Annotated in this window: 15 protein-coding genes; 9 read left to right on the top strand and 6 right to left on the bottom strand. The window is 66.3% G+C overall.

What is annotated here, in order from left to right; translation table 11 throughout:
* Positions 1-27: 27 nt before the first annotated feature.
* The 3 genes from AC3IR9_RS06970 to AC3IR9_RS06960 form a co-directional block, all read right to left on the bottom strand.
* On the bottom strand, positions 28-1,131 hold the full coding sequence (locus AC3IR9_RS06970; protein WP_489294960.1) for a polyamine ABC transporter substrate-binding protein: 1,104 nt from the start codon (positions 1,129-1,131) through the stop codon (positions 28-30).
* A gap of 135 nt (positions 1,132-1,266) precedes the next feature.
* Positions 1,267-2,700, bottom strand: coding sequence for a glutamine synthetase family protein (locus tag AC3IR9_RS06965; protein ID WP_489294959.1), 1,434 nt, complete (start codon positions 2,698-2,700; stop codon positions 1,267-1,269).
* Entirely contained in the window at positions 2,697-3,455 is a 759-nt protein-coding gene (locus AC3IR9_RS06960; protein ID WP_489294958.1) for a gamma-glutamyl-gamma-aminobutyrate hydrolase family protein, read from the bottom strand. The genes AC3IR9_RS06965 and AC3IR9_RS06960 overlap by 4 nt, the downstream gene beginning before the upstream one ends.
* 193 nt (positions 3,456-3,648) lie before the next feature.
* On the opposite strand from AC3IR9_RS06960, the gene AC3IR9_RS06955 reads away from it, so the two are divergent.
* Together AC3IR9_RS06955 and AC3IR9_RS06950 are read left to right on the top strand one after the other, a co-directional pair.
* On the top strand, positions 3,649-4,935 hold the full coding sequence (locus AC3IR9_RS06955; RefSeq protein ID WP_489294957.1) for an NAD(P)/FAD-dependent oxidoreductase: 1,287 nt from the start codon (positions 3,649-3,651) through the stop codon (positions 4,933-4,935).
* Between the two features lie 182 nt (positions 4,936-5,117).
* The gene (locus AC3IR9_RS06950; protein ID WP_489294956.1) at positions 5,118-6,746 is read left to right on the top strand and encodes an MASE1 domain-containing protein; all 1,629 of its coding nucleotides are present in this window, start codon (positions 5,118-5,120) and stop codon (positions 6,744-6,746) included.
* A gap of 121 nt (positions 6,747-6,867) precedes the next feature.
* Here the strand turns inward: AC3IR9_RS06950 and AC3IR9_RS06945 are convergent, their stop codons facing one another.
* Positions 6,868-7,263, bottom strand: coding sequence for a hypothetical protein (locus AC3IR9_RS06945; RefSeq protein WP_489294954.1), 396 nt, complete (start codon positions 7,261-7,263; stop codon positions 6,868-6,870).
* A 389-nt stretch (positions 7,264-7,652) separates the two neighbouring features.
* On the opposite strand from AC3IR9_RS06945, the gene AC3IR9_RS06940 reads away from it, so the two are divergent.
* Both AC3IR9_RS06940 and AC3IR9_RS06935 read left to right on the top strand, forming a co-directional pair.
* Positions 7,653-8,993, top strand: coding sequence for a diguanylate cyclase (locus tag AC3IR9_RS06940; protein ID WP_489294953.1), 1,341 nt, complete (start codon positions 7,653-7,655; stop codon positions 8,991-8,993).
* A gap of 70 nt (positions 8,994-9,063) precedes the next feature.
* Positions 9,064-9,525, top strand: a complete 462-nt coding sequence (locus tag AC3IR9_RS06935; protein ID WP_489294951.1) for a bacteriohemerythrin — start codon at positions 9,064-9,066, stop codon at positions 9,523-9,525.
* A gap of 12 nt (positions 9,526-9,537) precedes the next feature.
* Here AC3IR9_RS06935 and AC3IR9_RS06930 read toward each other — a convergent pair whose 3' ends face one another.
* Complete coding sequence (locus AC3IR9_RS06930; RefSeq protein ID WP_489294950.1) at positions 9,538-10,821, bottom strand: MFS transporter; 1,284 nt, start codon at positions 10,819-10,821, stop codon at positions 9,538-9,540.
* A 154-nt stretch (positions 10,822-10,975) separates the two neighbouring features.
* Entirely contained in the window at positions 10,976-12,478 is a 1,503-nt protein-coding gene (locus tag AC3IR9_RS06925; RefSeq protein WP_489294949.1) for an aldehyde dehydrogenase, read from the bottom strand.
* 110 nt (positions 12,479-12,588) lie between these two features.
* Between AC3IR9_RS06925 and aptA the strand changes: the two genes are divergently transcribed.
* From aptA to AC3IR9_RS06900, 5 genes are all read left to right on the top strand, one after another.
* Positions 12,589-13,941 carry an omega-aminotransferase AptA gene (aptA, locus tag AC3IR9_RS06920; RefSeq protein ID WP_489294947.1) on the top strand — a complete coding sequence of 451 codons (1,353 nt, stop codon included), beginning with the start codon at positions 12,589-12,591 and terminating at the stop codon, positions 13,939-13,941.
* An 85-nt stretch (positions 13,942-14,026) separates the two neighbouring features.
* Complete coding sequence (locus tag AC3IR9_RS06915; RefSeq protein ID WP_489294946.1) at positions 14,027-14,899, top strand: ParB N-terminal domain-containing protein; 873 nt, start codon at positions 14,027-14,029, stop codon at positions 14,897-14,899.
* 66 nt (positions 14,900-14,965) lie between these two features.
* Positions 14,966-16,258: a DUF445 domain-containing protein gene (locus AC3IR9_RS06910; protein ID WP_489294945.1), complete on the top strand. Its 1,293-nt coding sequence runs from the start codon at positions 14,966-14,968 to the stop codon at positions 16,256-16,258.
* 122 nt (positions 16,259-16,380) lie between these two features.
* Positions 16,381-16,671 (top strand): type II toxin-antitoxin system RelE/ParE family toxin, encoded by a 291-nt coding sequence (locus tag AC3IR9_RS06905; protein ID WP_489294944.1) that lies wholly within the window; start codon positions 16,381-16,383, stop codon positions 16,669-16,671.
* 35 nt (positions 16,672-16,706) lie between these two features.
* The gene (locus AC3IR9_RS06900) at positions 16,707-17,012 is read left to right on the top strand and encodes an addiction module antidote protein (protein ID WP_489294943.1); all 306 of its coding nucleotides are present in this window, start codon (positions 16,707-16,709) and stop codon (positions 17,010-17,012) included.
* Positions 17,013-17,014 lie beyond the last annotated feature (2 nt).

Below are 17,014 nucleotides of genomic sequence, written 5' to 3'. Positions count from 1 at the left end.
CCCCGGGGCCGGCGTCGCAGGGGGCGATCAGCGCCCGGTTTTCACCTCGGTCCACAAGCGGGTGTAGAGCTTGTCCACCTCCGGCGGGTTGATCGAGTAGGTGAACATCCTGGCGGCCACCTCGGCCGGCGGGTAGATGGTGGGGTCGTTGCGGATCGCCTCGTCCACCAGCGGGGTGGCCGTGGTCACCGGGTTGGCGTAGTGGATGAAGTTGGTGTTGGCCGCCGCCACCTTCGGTTCCAGCAGGTAATTGATGAAGGCGTAAGCGGCCTGCGGGTGCTTGGCATCCTTGGGGATGGCCAGCATGTCGAACCACTGCGGGCCGCCCTCGCGCGGGATCGAATAGGCCACCGTCACGCCGTTGTCGGCCTCGGCGGCGCGGTCGCGGGCCTGGATGATGTCGCCCGACCAGCCCACCACCAGGCAGGTACCGCCGTTGGCCAGCGAGCCCACGTACTGCGAGGAGTGGAAGTTCTGCACGTACGGACGGATGCTCTTGAGCAGGTCGGCCGCCTTCTGCAGCGTGGCCGGATCCTTGCTGTGCGGATCCTCGCCCAGGTAGTGCAGCGCGATCGGAATCATGTCCGATGGCGTGTCCAGGATGGTGATCCCGCAGTCCTTCATCTTGGCGATGTTTTCGGGCTTGAAGATCAGGTCCCAGCTGTTGGCGATGTCGGTGCTGCCGCCGAAACGCTGCTTGAGCATCTCCACGTTGTAGCCGATGCCGGTGGTGCCGATCATGTACGGCACGCCGTACTGGTTGCCCGGGTCCTGCTGGGCGATGCGCTTCATCACCTCCGGGTCCAGGTTGGCCAGGTTCGGGATCTTGCTCTTGTCCAGCGGCAGGAACACGCCGGCCTGGATCTGGCGGCCGAAGAAATTCAGCGTCGGCACCACCACGTCGTAGCCGCTGTTGCCGGCCAGCAGCTTGGTTTCGACCATTTCATCGCTGTCGAACACATCGTAGGTAACCTTGGTGCCGGTGGCCTTTTCGAAGTTGGGAATGGTGTCTTCGGCGATGTAGTCGCTGTAGTTGTAGACATTCAGCACCTTGCTGTCCTCGGCCTTGTCGCCACTACAGGCGCTGAGCACGGATACGGCAATGCCGAGGGTAAGGATTCGCAGCTTCATTGGACTCTCCACAGGTCAGGTGCGGGATGGGGGAACCGGCCAGACCGGCACGACGGGTGCAAGCCTAACGGGCGGGCCGGCATTTTCCCAGCACATGGCCCTCACGGCCATGCCGGACCCGGCCGCGCCGGCCACTCAGACGTTGAGCAGCAGGAACTCGCGCTCCCACGAGCTGATCACCCGGAAGAAGGTCTCGTATTCCTTGCGCTTGACCGAAACGTAGGCCCGGCAGAAGCGTTCGCCGAGCATCTCGCGTAGCGCCGGGCAGCCTTCCAGCCCGTCCAGCGCCTCGCCCAGCGAGCGCGGCAGGTCGTAGCCCAGTTCCTTGGCGCTGCCGCTGATCGGCGCAGTGGGCGAGCCCTGCTCGCGGATCCCCAGCAGGCCGGCAGCCAGGGTGGCGGCCATGGCCAGGTAGGGATTGGCGTCCGAGCCGGCGAAACGGCTTTCCACGCGCATGTTGTCCGGCGTGTCCAGCGGCACGCGCAGGCCGCAGGTGCGGTTGTCGAAGCCCCAGTGCACGTTGCTGGGGGAGACCTCGCCGAACATCAGGCGGCGGTAGGAATTCACGTTCGGCGCAAAGAATGCCATCGCCATCGGCACGTACTTCTGCAGCCCGGCCAGGTAGTGGCCAAACAACGGGCTGAAATCCTCGCCACCGTGTTCGCCGGTGAACACATTCTGGCCGTCGCTGATCCGCAGCAGGCTCTGGTGGATGTGCATCGCGCTGCCGGGCTCGTTTTCCATCGGCTTGGCCAGGAACGTGGCGTATATCCCGTGGCGCATCGCCGACTCGCGCATGGTGCGCTTGAACAGGAACACCTGGTCGGCCAGGTCCATGGCGTTGGCGTGGGTGAAGTTGACTTCCAGCTGCGCAGCGCCGGATTCATGGATGAGCGTATCCACATCCAGCTTCATCGCGTCGCAGTAGTCGTACATCAGATCCAGGATCGGGTCGAACTCGTTCACCGCATCGATGGAGTAGGACTGGCGCGCGGTTTCCGGGCGGCCGGAGCGACCGGCCGGCGGCAGCAGCGGGAAGTCCGGGTCGGTGTTCTTCTGCACCAGGAAGAACTCCAGCTCCGGTGCCACCACCGGGCGCAGGCCCAGTTCGGTATAGGCATCGAGCACCCGCCGCAGCACGTTGCGCGGGGCCAGTTCGTGCGGCTCGCCGGTCTTGGTGTAGCAGTCGTGGATGACCTGGGCGGTGGGGTCGGTGGCCCACGGCACCATGCGCACGGTGTCCGGGTCCGGGCGCAGGATCATGTCCGAGTCCGACGGTGAGGTCAGCTCGTAGTAATCATCAGGGAATTCGCCGGTGACGGTGGTGGCGAAGATGCCTTCGGGCAGGCGCGTGCCGTAGTCGTGCGAGAACTTGTCGGCCGGGATGATCTTGCCGCGTGCGTTGCCGGTGATGTCCGGCACCAGGCACTCCACCTCGGTGATGCGCCGCTCCTTGAGCCAGCGCAGCAGCGCGCTTTCTTCGGGCACTGGCGGCGCGGCGGCCTTGCGCGAAGAAGAGGCCGCTTTGCGCGGGGTGGCGGCTTTGCGCGAACGCGTTCGGGTGGTCATGACCGGTCTGCTTTGCTGGAGTAGCGGCGACAAGCATCGCCGAAGGCTTGGAACATACGGTGATGAAACGGGTGCTCGGACACCTGCCATTCCGGATGCCACTGTACCCCGAGCACGAAGTGGTGCGCGTGGCTGCGGGCCGCCTCGACCAGCCCATCGTCGGCACGCGCCTCGATGGTCAGGCCGGCCGCCAGGCGGTCGATGCCCTGCCCGTGCACCGAATTGACCTGCACCGCGCCGGCACCGGCCCACCCGGCCAGCCAACCGCCTGCGACCAGCTGCACGGCATGCGCCGGGCCATACTGCTGCTCCACCGGCGCGGCGGGATCTTCGCGATGGTCGGCCAGGCCGGGCACCTCGTGCACGCGGGCATGCAGGGTACCGCCGAGGGCGACATTCAACTCCTGGAAACCACGGCAGATCGCCAGGATGGGCAGGTCGCGCGCCAGCGCGGCCTCCAGCAGCGACAGCGCGTTGGCGTCGCGCGCAGGATCATGCAGGTTGCCTGGCCCGCTCGGCGGGCCGCCGTAGCGGTGCGGTTCGATATTGCTGACCGCGCCGGTCAGCAACAGGCCGTCGAGGCGGTCCAACCACGCGCCAGCCGGCAGCGGTGGTTGCAGGCTGGGCAGCAGCACCGGGGTCACCCCGGCGGCGGTGTGCAGCGCACGGACGTACTTCTCGCCAGCGATCGCGAAACGGTGGTGGCCCAGCAGCGTACTGTCGGTCGGCAGTCCGACCCAGGGAGGCGAGACCATGCGTCATGCCCGGATGACCTGCGGCCACGTTACCGCCGTGCCACCACGTGGCGCAACACGCCGGCGCAGGCGTCACCCTCGTCACGTACCCGCCGCCGAGGCTGCGACAGACTGTCGGCTGTTTTCCCGCGCCCGGTTGCTGGCATGCTGTCACCATGAATACTGTTGTCCCCGTTCCCTGCCGGCGCACGCCGTGAGCCGCACCGGCCAGGATCACATCCCCAGCTGGTACGCCGACAGCGTGCCGGCGCAGCCCGTACGCGCACCGCTGGCAGGCGATTGCCGCGCCGATGTGTGCGTGCTGGGTGCCGGCTATACCGGCCTTTCCACTGCCCTGTCGCTGGCCGAGCGTGGCTTCCGGGTGGTGGTACTGGAGGCCCAGCGGGTCGGCTGGGGCGCGTCCGGGCGCAATGGCGGCCAGGCCATCGTCGGCTACGGCTGCGAGGTGGATACGTTGGAGCGGTTGGTCGGCGCAGCGGACGCGCGGCTGCTGTTCGACTTCTCCCGCGACGGCATGGCGCTGCTGCGTCATCGGCTGGACCACTATGCGATCGACTGCGATTGGCGCGATGGCCATGCCAGCGTCCCCATCACGGTGCGCCAGGAGCGTGCGCTGCGCACCGGGATGCTGGCGCTGGCCGAGCGTTACGACTATCCACTGCAGTGGTGGGACCGGCAGCAGCTGGCCGGGCAACTGGAGAGCCCACGCTATCGCGGCGCGATGTTCGATGCCGCCAGCGGGCACCTGCACCCCCTCGCCTATGCGCAGGGGCTGGCGCGGGCCGCCGAAAGTCTGGGCGTTACCCTTCACGAGCAGTCGGCCGTGGTGGAACTGGTTCGCGGCGCGCAACCGGTGCTGCGCACCGCGTCCGGATCGGTGCGTGCCGACCACGTGGTGATCGCCGGCAATGCCTGGCTGCAGGGCATCGCGCCGGCGCTGGAGTCGAAGATCATGCCGGTGGGTACCTATATCGGTGCCACGCCGGTGCTGGGTGCGGAGCGGGCGCGGGCACTGATCCGCAACGACATGGCCGTGGCCGACGTCAGCTGGGCGCTGGACTATTTCCGGCTCAGTGCCGACCACCGGCTGTTGTTCGGCGGGCGCGCGAGCTATTCGGCACTGCCGCCGCCGGGCCTGCGCGGAGTGATGACCCGGCGCATGCACCAGGTGTTTCCGCAGTTGGCCGACGTGGCCATGGAGCAGGTCTGGGGTGGGTATGTGGACATCACCCGCAATCGCGCCCCGCATTGGGGCCGGCTGACGCCGAACGTGTATTTCGCGCAGGGCTTTTCCGGGCACGGCGTGGCCGCGACCGGGCTGGCCGGGGCGGTACTGGCCGAGGCCATCGCCGGGCGGGCGCAGCGGCTGGATGTGTTTGAACGCATACCGCACCGGCGCTTCCCGGGCGGGCGTTGGTTGCGTACGCCCCTGCTGGTGGCGGCGATGTCCTGGTACAAGCTGCGTGATGCGCTGTGGTGAAGCGAGTACAGCATCGTTCGGATCTGGGATAAGCATCACGGACAAGCTGCCACTGCGCCAATGCAATTGATACTCCACCCTCATTCGATTCCTATAATCCATCACTGCGATTGCATAATCCGGTTCTTGCCGATAACGTCCGGCTGGAAGGGAATGTTTGATCGAATGGATGCCGATTTGGAATGAACAGGAGTGAGCGCGTGCAATCGGGTTGGTGGAAGGAGGGTCTTCAGCTGAATTTTCGCGTTCGCCCGGCTGGACTTGCGCTTGCACTGCTCTATGCCATCGCCAGCTGGGCTGCTCGCCAACTGTCGCTTGATCAGTTCTATCTGCCTGCCGGCGTTCGCGTCGCCGCTGTACTGCTCTGCCCGCCCCGTCTTTGGCCCTACCTGCTTCTGGGTGAGTACGCCTACTTTGCCCAGATGCGGTTTCCGATGGTGGAAAAGTACGGATTGACCTGGGTGATTCTCGCCTCTGCCAGCCTGATGCCTACCGTGATGCTGGTCGTGCGACTACATCGCGGAATGATGAAAGCCACGAAAAATGCGTGGCTTGTTTCCGTATCCGCAACGTCCGCTGTTTTGATTACGCTCCTCAATCTCTCGCTCGCCCACCTGCTCTGGCCGACGCCGCCGGAGTTGCCCCTACTGGCCAGCGTGGCACGCCTCGTCGTTGGCGACTTCATCGGCATACTGACGATTGCCCCGCTTGCTCTGCTTTGGGCCAGACGACGCGACGAGCGGGAATGGATGACCCGTTCGCTCAGACCCACCCTCGCCGCGCTGTCGCTGATGGTGTTGTTGGGGGTCTCTGCTGCGCTGATTCCTGCGGAGACGGCAACCACCCGGTCCAGTTTGCAACTGTTGATGGCACTACCAGCCATTGCACTGACATGCCTGCTCGGCTGGCGCGGAGCAGCCATCGCGGTGCCTGCACTGAACCTGATCATCGGCCTTACAACGCCTAAGCCCTACCCGTCGTCATTTGACCCCGCGACGTTTACTACCCAGTTGATCATGGCAATCGCTGGCGTGGCGCTGCTCGTACTGGGCTCACGCATCACGCACTATTACCATCGGTACAGACTTCGTGAAGTAGGCGAGAAGAACGCCATAAACCTCGCTAGAAGTTCTCACATCGCGAGTGAGATGGATCTTCGCGAACGCGCAGTGCACCTGAGGAAGATTGGAGATGGCATGGATCTGTCTCTCGGTGAAGTGGTCAATTGGCTGAATCAGCAAGGCCACAATACGATTGCAAACAGTCTTCTGCATACATCCACCGTGCACTCACGGATGTTCCGCGAGCAGGCGAGCATGGTCTATCCGACAGCACTTGAACAGGTCGGCCTCTATGTCGTGCTGCAGGCAGGAGGCGTTCGTGAAGCCTGGGATACTACCGAGCGAGTGACTCGCCCTCATCTGACGGGTGATCCCTGCCAGATGAGTATCGGATTGCAACTCGCTGCCTATCGCGCATTGACTGAAGCAGTATCACTTCTTCTAAAGAGTGAATCCGGCCAGATCCGGGTCCGCGCACGTTGCGGTCGGTTTGGCCAGCATCGCGGAATACTGGTAACCGTGGCACTTCTTGACGCGTATCGCAGCCTCGCCCCAGACACCGCAGCGATGGCCCTCGAGCGGCTTGCTGGTAGAACCATCGCCTACGGCGGTGTCGTACGGTGCCACCGCAACCGGATCAGGATGCTGTTGAAGGAGACACAGGCAAACTGCCCCAGCAGTCCCATCTACCCAGGCGCGTCTGATGCCGCCGGGATCCGTGGGTGGAACAGCCAGCCAGCCCGGTCCTGAGGGAAGGTCTGCCAGGCGAGTGACTCCGTCTGCGAAGCGCAGGCACAGATGGATCAATCCGCGCCTGGCTCGCCTTACCGTGCGCAGCATCGTCCTGCTGCCCAAGGCCCCCGTCGGCTTGCTAGTTGCCGTCAGCCCGCAGTTCAACGGACCATACGCCACCGGTACCCGTTCCGTAGCGTACCAACGAGAACTCAGCCGCCCGATAGACCTCCGTTCGAGTCACATTTCCGGCCAGCTGGATACGCTGCGTCGGCAATGACACTTTGGCGAGGCTTTCACCGGCGGGGAGTGTCCAGAACACATCATCGGCGCTGCCAATGATCACCTGCACGCGCCCGGCCAGGTCATTAACCTGGAAATAAGCAATTCCATCGCGCTGGAATCCATACACAAGCCAGTTTGGATCCTGGCTCAGGTTGATTGCCGATGGGAACGCTTGGCCCAACCCCTGCTGTGCCAAGGGGCGCCCATGAAAATCCGATTGGGCGAGTGCCAGCATGGGAATCGAAGCCATGACCAGAATACCGGCAGCACGGCCAAAACATGAATGTCGCACATCCACCTCCAAGTCGAAATTGTCGAGAGGAACTTCAGTGATACTAACCCCGAATCACCGGACCACTGAACCATTTTTCATGGCTGGTTCGATACTCAGGGTGCAGGCGTAACATCCCGTGCATATCACGACACCTATTGGCATATTTGCCATATAGCGTCTTGTCCATGGCAGGTAAAGCACGGAGGTGACCTGAAACAAGGGCGGCAGGTCGCCTCGACGCCACGGCCCCCACCCCATCGCCGGCGATGATCCACCAACGCTGCAGACAGCGCCAACCCACCCTAAAGTTGCACGTGAAAACGCCGCTATCCCTGCAGACCCACTCGGAATCGAGCGCACGCCACATGTCGGCACTGCTTCAGGGCGCTTTCGACAGCGCCCCCGCGGATGTATTGCCCCAGCGGATCCTGCTGGTGGAAAACTCGCGCACCTTCACCAGCATGCTGCGCGAGGCGATCGAGCAGCGCCTGGAGTTGCCGGTATCGGTGGCCACCAGCCTGGCCGAGGCCGGGCGGCTGCTGGATGAGGAACAGGGCTGGTTCCTGGTGCTGACCGGGCTGGTGCTGGCCGACGGCGACCGCGACAAGGTGGTGGCGTTCTTCGTCTCGCGCGGGCTGCCCACGGTGGTGGTCAGCGGGGTCTATGACGAGGACCTGCGTAAGCGGGTGCTGCAGCAGCAGATCATCGATTACGTACTGAAGAACACCCCCGGCAGCGTCGACTACCTGGTGTGGCTGGTACAGCGGCTGGAGCGCAACCGGCGTATCGCCGCCCTGGTGGTGGACGATTCGATGTCGGCGCGGATGTACGCGGCATCGTTGCTGCGCATGTACGGGCACGAGGTGTACGAGGCGGCCGATGGCGCCGAGGGGCTCAAGGCGATCGAAGCGCACCCGGCGATCCGGCTGGCGGTGGTCGACCAGGAAATGCCGGGCATGGAGGGCGTGGAGTTCACCCGGCGGCTGCGCACGCTGCGCTCGCGCGACAAGGTGGCGGTGATCGGGATTTCGGGCAATACCGACCCCTCGTTGATCCCCCGCTTCCTCAAGAACGGCGCCAACGACTTCCTGCGCAAGCCCTTCTCGCGCGAGGAATTCTTCTGCCGCGTCTCGCAGAACGTGGACCAGCTGGAACTGATCGGGACGCTGCAGGACCTGGCCACCCGCGACTTCCTGACCGGGCTGCCGAACCGGCGCTGCTTCCTGGAACAGAGCCAGCGCCAGCTGCCCCAGCTGCAGCACAACGACGAACTGGTGGCGGTGGCGATGATCGACATCGACCACTTCAAGCACATCAACGATACCCATGGCCACGAGGCCGGCGACGATGCACTGCGCGCGGTGGCCGGCGCGGTGGCCGCGCACGCGCGTGAGCAGGACCTGGTCGCGCGCTTCGGCGGCGAGGAGTTCTGCCTGCTGGTGCCGGGGCTGGAGGAGGATGAGGCCCGCGGTTACTTCGAGCTGCTGCGCCAGCGCATTGCCGCGCTGGAGGTGAAACGCGGCGAGACCACGTTGCGGATGACCGTGAGCATCGGGCTGTGCTGCCTGCGGCCACAGCATGATTCGCTGCACCGGTTGATCTCCGAAGCCGACCGCCAGCTGTACCTGGCCAAGGCCGGCGGCCGCAACCAGGTCAGCTGTACCCGCGTGGCGGTGGCCGCGCGTGCGCTTGCCCTGGCGCCTTGATCGAGATCAACGCAGGCCTGTCGCAATCGCCCTAGAGTCGCGCCCAGTTGAACAGCGCGGGGAACGCACCATGGCACTTCTGGTCTGGCAGGACGACCTGAACATCGGCATCGACGTCATCGACCACCAGCATATGCGGATCGTGGAGATGCTCAACCACCTGCATGTCGCCCAGACCAGCCTGAAGCGGCTGGCAGTGGCCGAGGTGATCGACGAACTGGTGGATTACACCATGTCGCACTTCGCCTTCGAGGAAGAGCTGATGGAGGAAGCCGGTTACCCGTTCTGCGCGGCGCACAAGCGCGTGCACGAGATTTTCATCAAGCGCGTGGGCGAGTACCGGCTGCGCTTCCAGGCCGGTGAGGACATCAGCGACGAGCTGCGCACGATGCTCTCGCGCTGGCTGTTCAACCATATCCGCGGCGACGACAAGGCTTACGCACCGCAGGTAAAACTGCACTTGAACCAGTTCGCCCGCGAGCATCAGCAGGGCGGCTGGCTGGGGCGCACGCTGAAGCGCTTCTTCCGCTGATCGCGGTGCCGGTCAGCGCGGTCGCGTCGCGTGCCGGCCCATCGCCAGCAATGCCAGGATGGTGACCACCGCGGTCAGGCACAGGTACAGGCCGACGGCGAGCAAGCCGAAGCGCTCGGCCAGCCAGGTCGCCACGTACGGCGCTGGCGCCGCGCCGAGGATGCCGGCCAGGTTGAACGACAACGAAGCGCCGGTATAGCGCACCTGCACCGGGTAGATCTCGGCCAGGAAGGTGCCGCAGGGGCCGTAGGTGAGCCCCATCAGGAACAGCCCCAGTGACAAAAAGCCCAGCACCATCCACGGGCTGCCCGCCTGGAACAGCGGGGCGAACACCACCCCGAAGGCGATGATCAGGCCACTGGCCACGATCATCGTGCGCCGGGTGCCCCAGCGATCCCCATACCGCGCCGACAGCGGAATGCCGAGCGCGAAGAACAGGATGCCGACCATCTGCATCAGCAGGAACTGTTCGCGCGTGTAGTGCAGCACCGTGGTGCCATAGCCGAGGGTGAACACGGTCATCAGGTAAAACAGCACGAAGGTGGCGAACGCCCCCAGCGTGCCCAGCACCAGCGCCATCGGGTGCTCGCGGATCACCGTGAGCATCGGCAGCTTGACCCGCTCGTTGCGGTCCAGCGCGGCTTGGAACTGCGGGGTCTCGTGGATGTTCAGGCGCACCCACAGGCCCACGGCGACCAGCAGCGAGCTGGCCAGGAACGGCACCCGCCAGCCCCATTGCAGGAAGTCGGCCTCGCTCATGGCACGCCCAAGCAGCAGGAAGATGCCGGCCGAAAGCAGGAAGCCCAAGGGCGCGCCCAGCTGCGGGAACATGCCGTACCAGGCGCGCTTGCCCGGCGGCGCATTCTCGGTGGCCAGCAGCACCGCCCCGCCCCACTCCCCGCCCAGCCCAAGGCCCTGGCCGAACCGGCACAGCGCCAACAACGCCGGCGCGACGATGCCGATGCTGGCATGGGTGGGCAGCAGGCCGATCGCCACGGTGGAAATGCCCATGGTCAGCAAGGCCGCCACCAGGGTGGCCTTGCGCCCGATCCGGTCACCGTAATGGCCGAACACCGCCGACCCGACCGGGCGCGCGATGAAGGCCACCGCGAAGGTTGCCAGCGACTGCAGGAGTGCTGCGCCATCGCTGCTGTCGGGGAAGAACAGGTGCGGGAACACCAGCACCGCCGCGGTAGCGTAGATGTAGAAGTCGAAGAACTCGATGGTGGTGCCGATCAGGCTGGCCAGCAGGATGCGGCGGGGGGAGTTGACGGCAGGTGCGGTGGGAGTCGACATCGGGCACACGAAAAGGGGCAGCAGTCGGATTCTGCCATGGCCATGGCGGCCTGCGGTTGATGGTTGCAGGGGAGACCGTTTGCGCCAGCCGACCAACGGTCGGCTCTACCGGGTCAATCGCGCGGTGGGTCGCGGGCAGCCGGCCGGGGCCGGGTCAATCGCCGAGGTGGATCCAGGTGGCCTTGAGGTCGGTGTACTTGTCGAAGGCATGCAGCGATTTGTCGCGGCCGTTGCCCGAGTGCTTGTAGCCCCCGAACGGGGCGGTCATGTCGCCGCCGTCCCACTGGTTGACCCAGACGCTGCCCGCGCGCAGCTGGCGGGCCACACGGTGGGCACGGCCGAGGTCGCGCGTCCACAGGCCGGCCGCCAGCCCGTAGCGGGAATCATTGGCCAGGCGCAGCGCGTCCTCTTCGTGGTCGAATCCCAGCACCGACAGCACCGGGCCGAAGATTTCCTCGCGCGCGATGACGTGGGCGGCATCGACCTCATCAAACACCGTCGGCTGCACGTAGCTGCCGCCGGCCACCACCTCCACCCGTTTGCCGCCCAGCAACAGCCGTGCGCCTTCGGCCTGCCCGCGGTTGATGTAATCGAGCACCCGCTCGGCATGGGCGTTGTCGACCAGCGCGCCCATCGAAGCGTCCGGATCGAACGGATGCCCCGGCTGCATGTGCCGCGCATGGGCCAGCACGCGAGTGACGAATTCGTCCTGGATGGAGCGCTGTACCAGCAGCCGCGAGGCCGCCGTGCACACTTCCCCCTGGTTGTAGAAGATACCCGTGGCAGCCGCCTTGGCGGCCTTGTCCAGGTCCGGCGCATCGGCGAACACCAGATTCGGACTCTTGCCGCCACATTCCAGCCAGGTGCGCTTGAGGTTGGACAGCCCGGCGCACTGCAGCAACCGCTGCCCCACGGCGGTGGAGCCGGTGAACGCCAGCGCGTCCACGTCCATGTGCAGGGCCAGCGGTTCGCCGGTGCGCTTGCCATCACCGGGCAGCACGTTGAACACGCCGTCGGGCACGCCGGCCTCGGCGACCAGCGCGGCCAGCCGGATCGCACTCAGCGGGGAGCGCTCGGAGGGTTTGAGAATCAACGAATTGCCCGCGGCCAGCGCCGGGGCGATCTTCCAGCAGGCCATCAGCAGGGGGAAATTCCACGGCACGATCGCCGCCACCACGCCCACCGGTTCACGGCTGACCAGGCCCAGCGTATCCAGTGCGGTCGGCGCAATCTCGCCGTACACCTTGTCGATCGCCTCGGCGGTCCAGCGCAGGCAGCGCACCGCGCCCGCCAGATCGCCCTCGCGCGCATCGCGCACCGGCTTGCCCATGTCCAGGCTTTCCAGCAGCGCCAGCTCGTCGGCATGCTGCTCGACCAGCTCGGCCAGCCGCAGCAGGACGCGCTTACGCTGCGCCGGCGCAGCGCGCGACCAGTGGCCGGCCTCGAAGCTACGCCGTGCCGCGGCCACGGCACGCTCCACATCGGCCGCGCTGCAGTCGGCCACCTGGGCCAACACGCGGCCATCGATCGGGCTGATGCAGGCAAAGCGCTTGCCCTCGGTGGCGTCCACGTAGCGACCATCGATGAAGGCCTGGCCCTTTACAGCCAATACGTCGGCCTGGCGCTGCCATTCTTCGCGGGTACGGGGCACGGTCATCAGGTACTCCAGCAACGGATTCCGGCCTCCTTTATACCCGTCGCCCTCACGGCGCGCCGTGACGCATCTGCGATAGAGTCGTGACCAACCGGTTCCCTGCGGAGTTGCCGATGCGCCGTGCCGAAAGCCCCTTGTCATCCTTGTCCCAGCAGCGTCCCGACGCGCTGGACGCGTACTGGATGCCGTTCAGTGCCAACCGCCAGTTCAAGGCCGCCCCGCGCCTGCTGGTACGCGCCGAGGGCATGTACTACCACGATGTCGATGACCGCCCGATCCTCGATGCGGCCGCTGGGTTGTGGTGCTGCAACGCCGGCCACGCCCGCCCGCGCATCGTGCAGGCGATCCAGCAGCAGGCGGCCACGCTGGACTTCGCCCCGCCCTTCCAGATGGGTACGCCGTTGCCGTTCGTGCTGGCGCAACGCCTGGCTGCGCTGGCGCCGGCCTCGCTCAACCATGTGTTTTTCAGCAACTCCGGCTCCGAAGCGGTGGATACCGCGATGAAGATCGTGCTGGGCTACCACCGCCTGCGCGGCGAAGGCCAGCGCACCCGCTTCATCGGCCGCGAGAAGGCCTACCACGGGGTCGGCTTCGGCGGCATGTCGATCGGCGGGCTGCCCAACAACCGCAAGCAGTTCGGTTCGCTGCTGGCCGGCAGCGATTTCCTGCGCCATACCCTGGATCTGGAGCGCAATGCGTTCAGCCCCGGCCTGCCACGCCACGGCGCCGCGCTGGCCGACGACCTGGAACGGCTGATCGCGCTGCACGATGCCTCCACCATCGCCGCAGTGTTCGTTGAGCCCATCGCCGGTTCCGCCGGGGTGATCCTGCCTGCGCCCGGCTACCTGCAGCGGCTGCGCGAAATCTGCGACCAGCACGGCATCCTGCTGGTGTTCGATGAGGTCATCACCGGCTTTGGCCGGGTCGGCAATGCGTTCGCTGCGCAGCGTTTCGGGGTCACCCCGGACCTGATGACGCTGGCCAAGGGGCTGACCAACGGCGCGGTGCCGATGGGCGCCACGCTGGTCTCCGACACCGTGCATGCGGCCTTCATGCAGGGCCCGCCGGCAGCGATCGAGCTGTTCCATGGCTATACCTATTCGGCGCACCCGCTGGCCTGCGCCGCCGCACTGGCCACGCTGGACACCTATGCCGACGAACACCTGTTCGAGCGCGCCATCGAACTGGGCGAGTACTGGCAATCGGCCCTGCACTCCCTGCGCGGGCTGCCGCACGTGATCGACATCCGCAATTTCGGCCTGATCGGCGCGGTCGAGCTGGCCCCGCGCAAGGATGCCCCGGGGGCGCGCGGCTACGAAGTGTTCGAGCGCTGCTTCCGCGATGGCGGGCTGCTGGTGCGCTGTACCGGCGACGTGATCGCCCTGTCGCCGCCGCTGATCATCGACAGGGCGCAGATCGACCGGATCGTGGAGATCCTGGGCGACATGATCAACGCGACCGGCTGAGCCGGCGCCTGAACCTGCCGACCGGGACGCCACTCCCCCCACCCCACTACAATGGTCGGTCACGTTCCGCTCGCGTACGGATTGCATGGACATTGTTGTCAAAGAAGAACTCAAGGCCTACATCGACCCGCTGACCACCGATGAGCACGACGCACTGGAGCGCAGCATCCTGGCCGAAGGCTGCCGCGATGCACTGGTGCTGTGGGGGGATGTGCTGGTGGATGGGCACAACCGGCACGGCATCTGCCAGAAACACGGGCTGCCTTTCCAGACCGTGCAGAACACCCGCTTCCAGTCGATGGATGACGTGCACCTGTGGATGATCGAGCAGCACCTGGGCCGGCGCAGCGTGTCCGATTTCCAGCGCGGCGTGCTGGCCCTGCGCAAGCGCGACATCCTGGCCGAGCGCCACCGCGCCGAGCAGGCCCTGTTGCAGCAGGAAAGCGACGGTGACATTGCCAGTGCGAACACTGAAAACGACGCGGACAGCCCGCCGTGGGCGCCCGCGCCCAAGGTCAGCCGCGCCGAGATGGCTCGCCAGGCGCGTCTGAGCAACAGCCAGGTGACGATGATCGAGCGCATCCACAAGCAGGCCGCGCCGGAGCTGGTGGAAGCGGTCAAGACCGGGGTGATCTCGATCAGTGCCGCGGCGGCGGTGTCGGCACTGCCCGAAGACGAACAACGCGCCGCAGCGGTAGGCGGCAAGGACGAGCTGAAGCAGGCCGCCAAGCGCGTGCGCGAGGCCAAGCGCAAGCCGCGCAAGCCGGTGCAGGACGTGCTGCACCGCGCCGATGACGAACGCGAGGTGGACCCCAACCGCGAGGCCGAGATTGCCGATGCGCTCACGGCGCTGGGTGAAGGCCCGGCCGAGCTGCGCCAGCGGGTGATTGCGCTGACCCTGGACAACGACGCGCTGCGCCAGCAGCTGGCGGCGTTGCGCAGGCAGCTGGCCGCGTAACCCCGGGGGTGCCGGCCGTTGGCCGGCACCACGATCTGATCATCGGTGGATGGGTAGACTGCCGGCATGACAGCCATTTCAACTGCCGACCCACGCCGCGCGCAGCTGCGCCGCCTCAAACTGATCGCGCTGGCCATGCTGCTGGTCATGCTGGCCGGCTTTGTGGTGAGCCACCTGCAGGGCGAACGCGGCATCTGGGCCTGGGTCTCGGCGTTCTGCGAAGCGGCCGCGGTGGGCGCACTGGCCGACTGGTTCGCGGTGGTGGCGCTGTTCCGCCGCCCGCTGGGCCTGCCGATCCCGCACACCGCGATCATCCCGCACAGCAAGGACCGCATCGCCGACAGCCTGGCGGTGTTCGTGCGCGACCAGTTCCTGGAACCGCAGGCGCTGCTGGCGCGGTTGCAGGTGTTCGACCCGGCCAGCCGGCTCGGCAGCTGGCTGGCCGATCCGGCGCGCTCGCGGCTGCTGGCCGACATGGCACGCGGCTGGGCGCTGCAGGCGCTGGACTTCCTCGACGAAGCGGCGGTACGGCGCAGCATCCAGGGGTTTGTGATCCAGCAGCTGCGGCAATGGAACGCCGCGGCCACCGCCGGCGAACTGCTCGGCCTGCTCACCGCCGACAACCGCCACCAGCGCGTGCTCGACGAAGGACTGACCCGGGTCAGCGAATGGCTGGACACCGATCCGGTCAAGCAACGCGCCTCTGAACTGATCGTGCGCTACATCCAGCGCGAGTGGCCCAAGCTGGCCAGCACGGTGAACTGGGTCAAGCCGATCGACGAGATCGGCGACAGCCTGGCCGAGCGCATGGCGCACGCGATCCTGTCCGAGCTGCAGCAGATCCTGGCCCAGCCCGAGCATCCGCTGCGCCGCGACTATGAAACCTGGCTGGCCGACTACATCCAGCGCCTGCGCAGCGACCCGGCGCTGGCCGACAGGATCGACCAGATCAAGCAGCAGCTGATCGACCACCCCGCCGTGCAGGACTACGTGCAGGGCCTGTGGGAGCGCATCCACGCCAGCCTGCGCGCGGACCTGTCCAGCGAGGACTCGGCACTGGCCGGCCACCTCCGCCGCAGCCTGGCCTCCGTCGGCCAGGCGTTGCAGGACGATCCATCGCTGCGCGAGGCACTCAACCAGCACCTGATGGACGGCGCCGAGCGACTCACCAGCCGCCTGCGCGACGGCGTCACCCAGCACATCGCACAGACCGTCAAGGGCTGGGACGAACGCCACCTGGTCGAGCAACTGGAACTGAGCGTCGGCCGCGACCTGCAGTTCATCCGCTTCAACGGCACCCTGGTCGGTGGCTTGATCGGGCTGTTGCTGCATGCCCTGACGGTGTGGATGCACTGGTAGGACGGCCGGCGCGGCTGGATGACAAGCGCCGGATGCCGTGCGCGAAGCGTTGGCCCGGTGCCGGTGGCAGCGATGAATAATCGCGCTTGCATTTCGTATCCATATGGATACACTCGATTTCCATGGCATCGGTCCAGGCAACCGAGGATTTCGACCGGTGGCTGCGCCGATTGCGCGACACGTGCGCCCGCGCGGTCATCGCCGAACGCATCCGGCGCTTGGCCAATGGCCTTCCCGGTGACGCCAAGCCGGTGGGTGCCGGCGTCAGCGAACTCAGGATCCACCATGGCCCGGGCTACCGCGTGTACTTCACGCGGCGTGGCAGGCAGTTGATCATCCTGCTATGCGCCGGCGACAAGGACAGCCAGCGGTTGGACATACAGAAGGCGCAACGGATTGCCGCCCAGCTCTAACGCGGATCGCCACGCTGCTCTCTTCAGGATCCCCCATGCGCAAGCCACGACTACTCACCTTCGACCCCGCCGATCATCTGATCGACGATGCTGCCATCGCGGCGTACCTGACCGAGGCATTGGCGGCCGATGACGCCATGCACTTCCAGGACGCGCTGCAGGTGGTCGCGCGCGCGCGCGGCATGGCACAGATTGCCGAGGCTGCCGGTCTCGGCCGCGAAAGTCTGTACAAGGCCCTCAAACCAGGGGCGCACCCGCGTTTCGACACCGTCCAACGCGTCCTTGGGGCGCTTGGTGTGCGCCTGGTCATCGCACCGCTGGGCCCGCCCGGGACAACCTAACC

It is taken from the genome of Stenotrophomonas sp. GL_101, from assembly GCF_057835675.1.
Note: the sequence above shows the minus strand (reverse complement) of the source record. Positions and strands in the feature narration are given on the sequence as shown.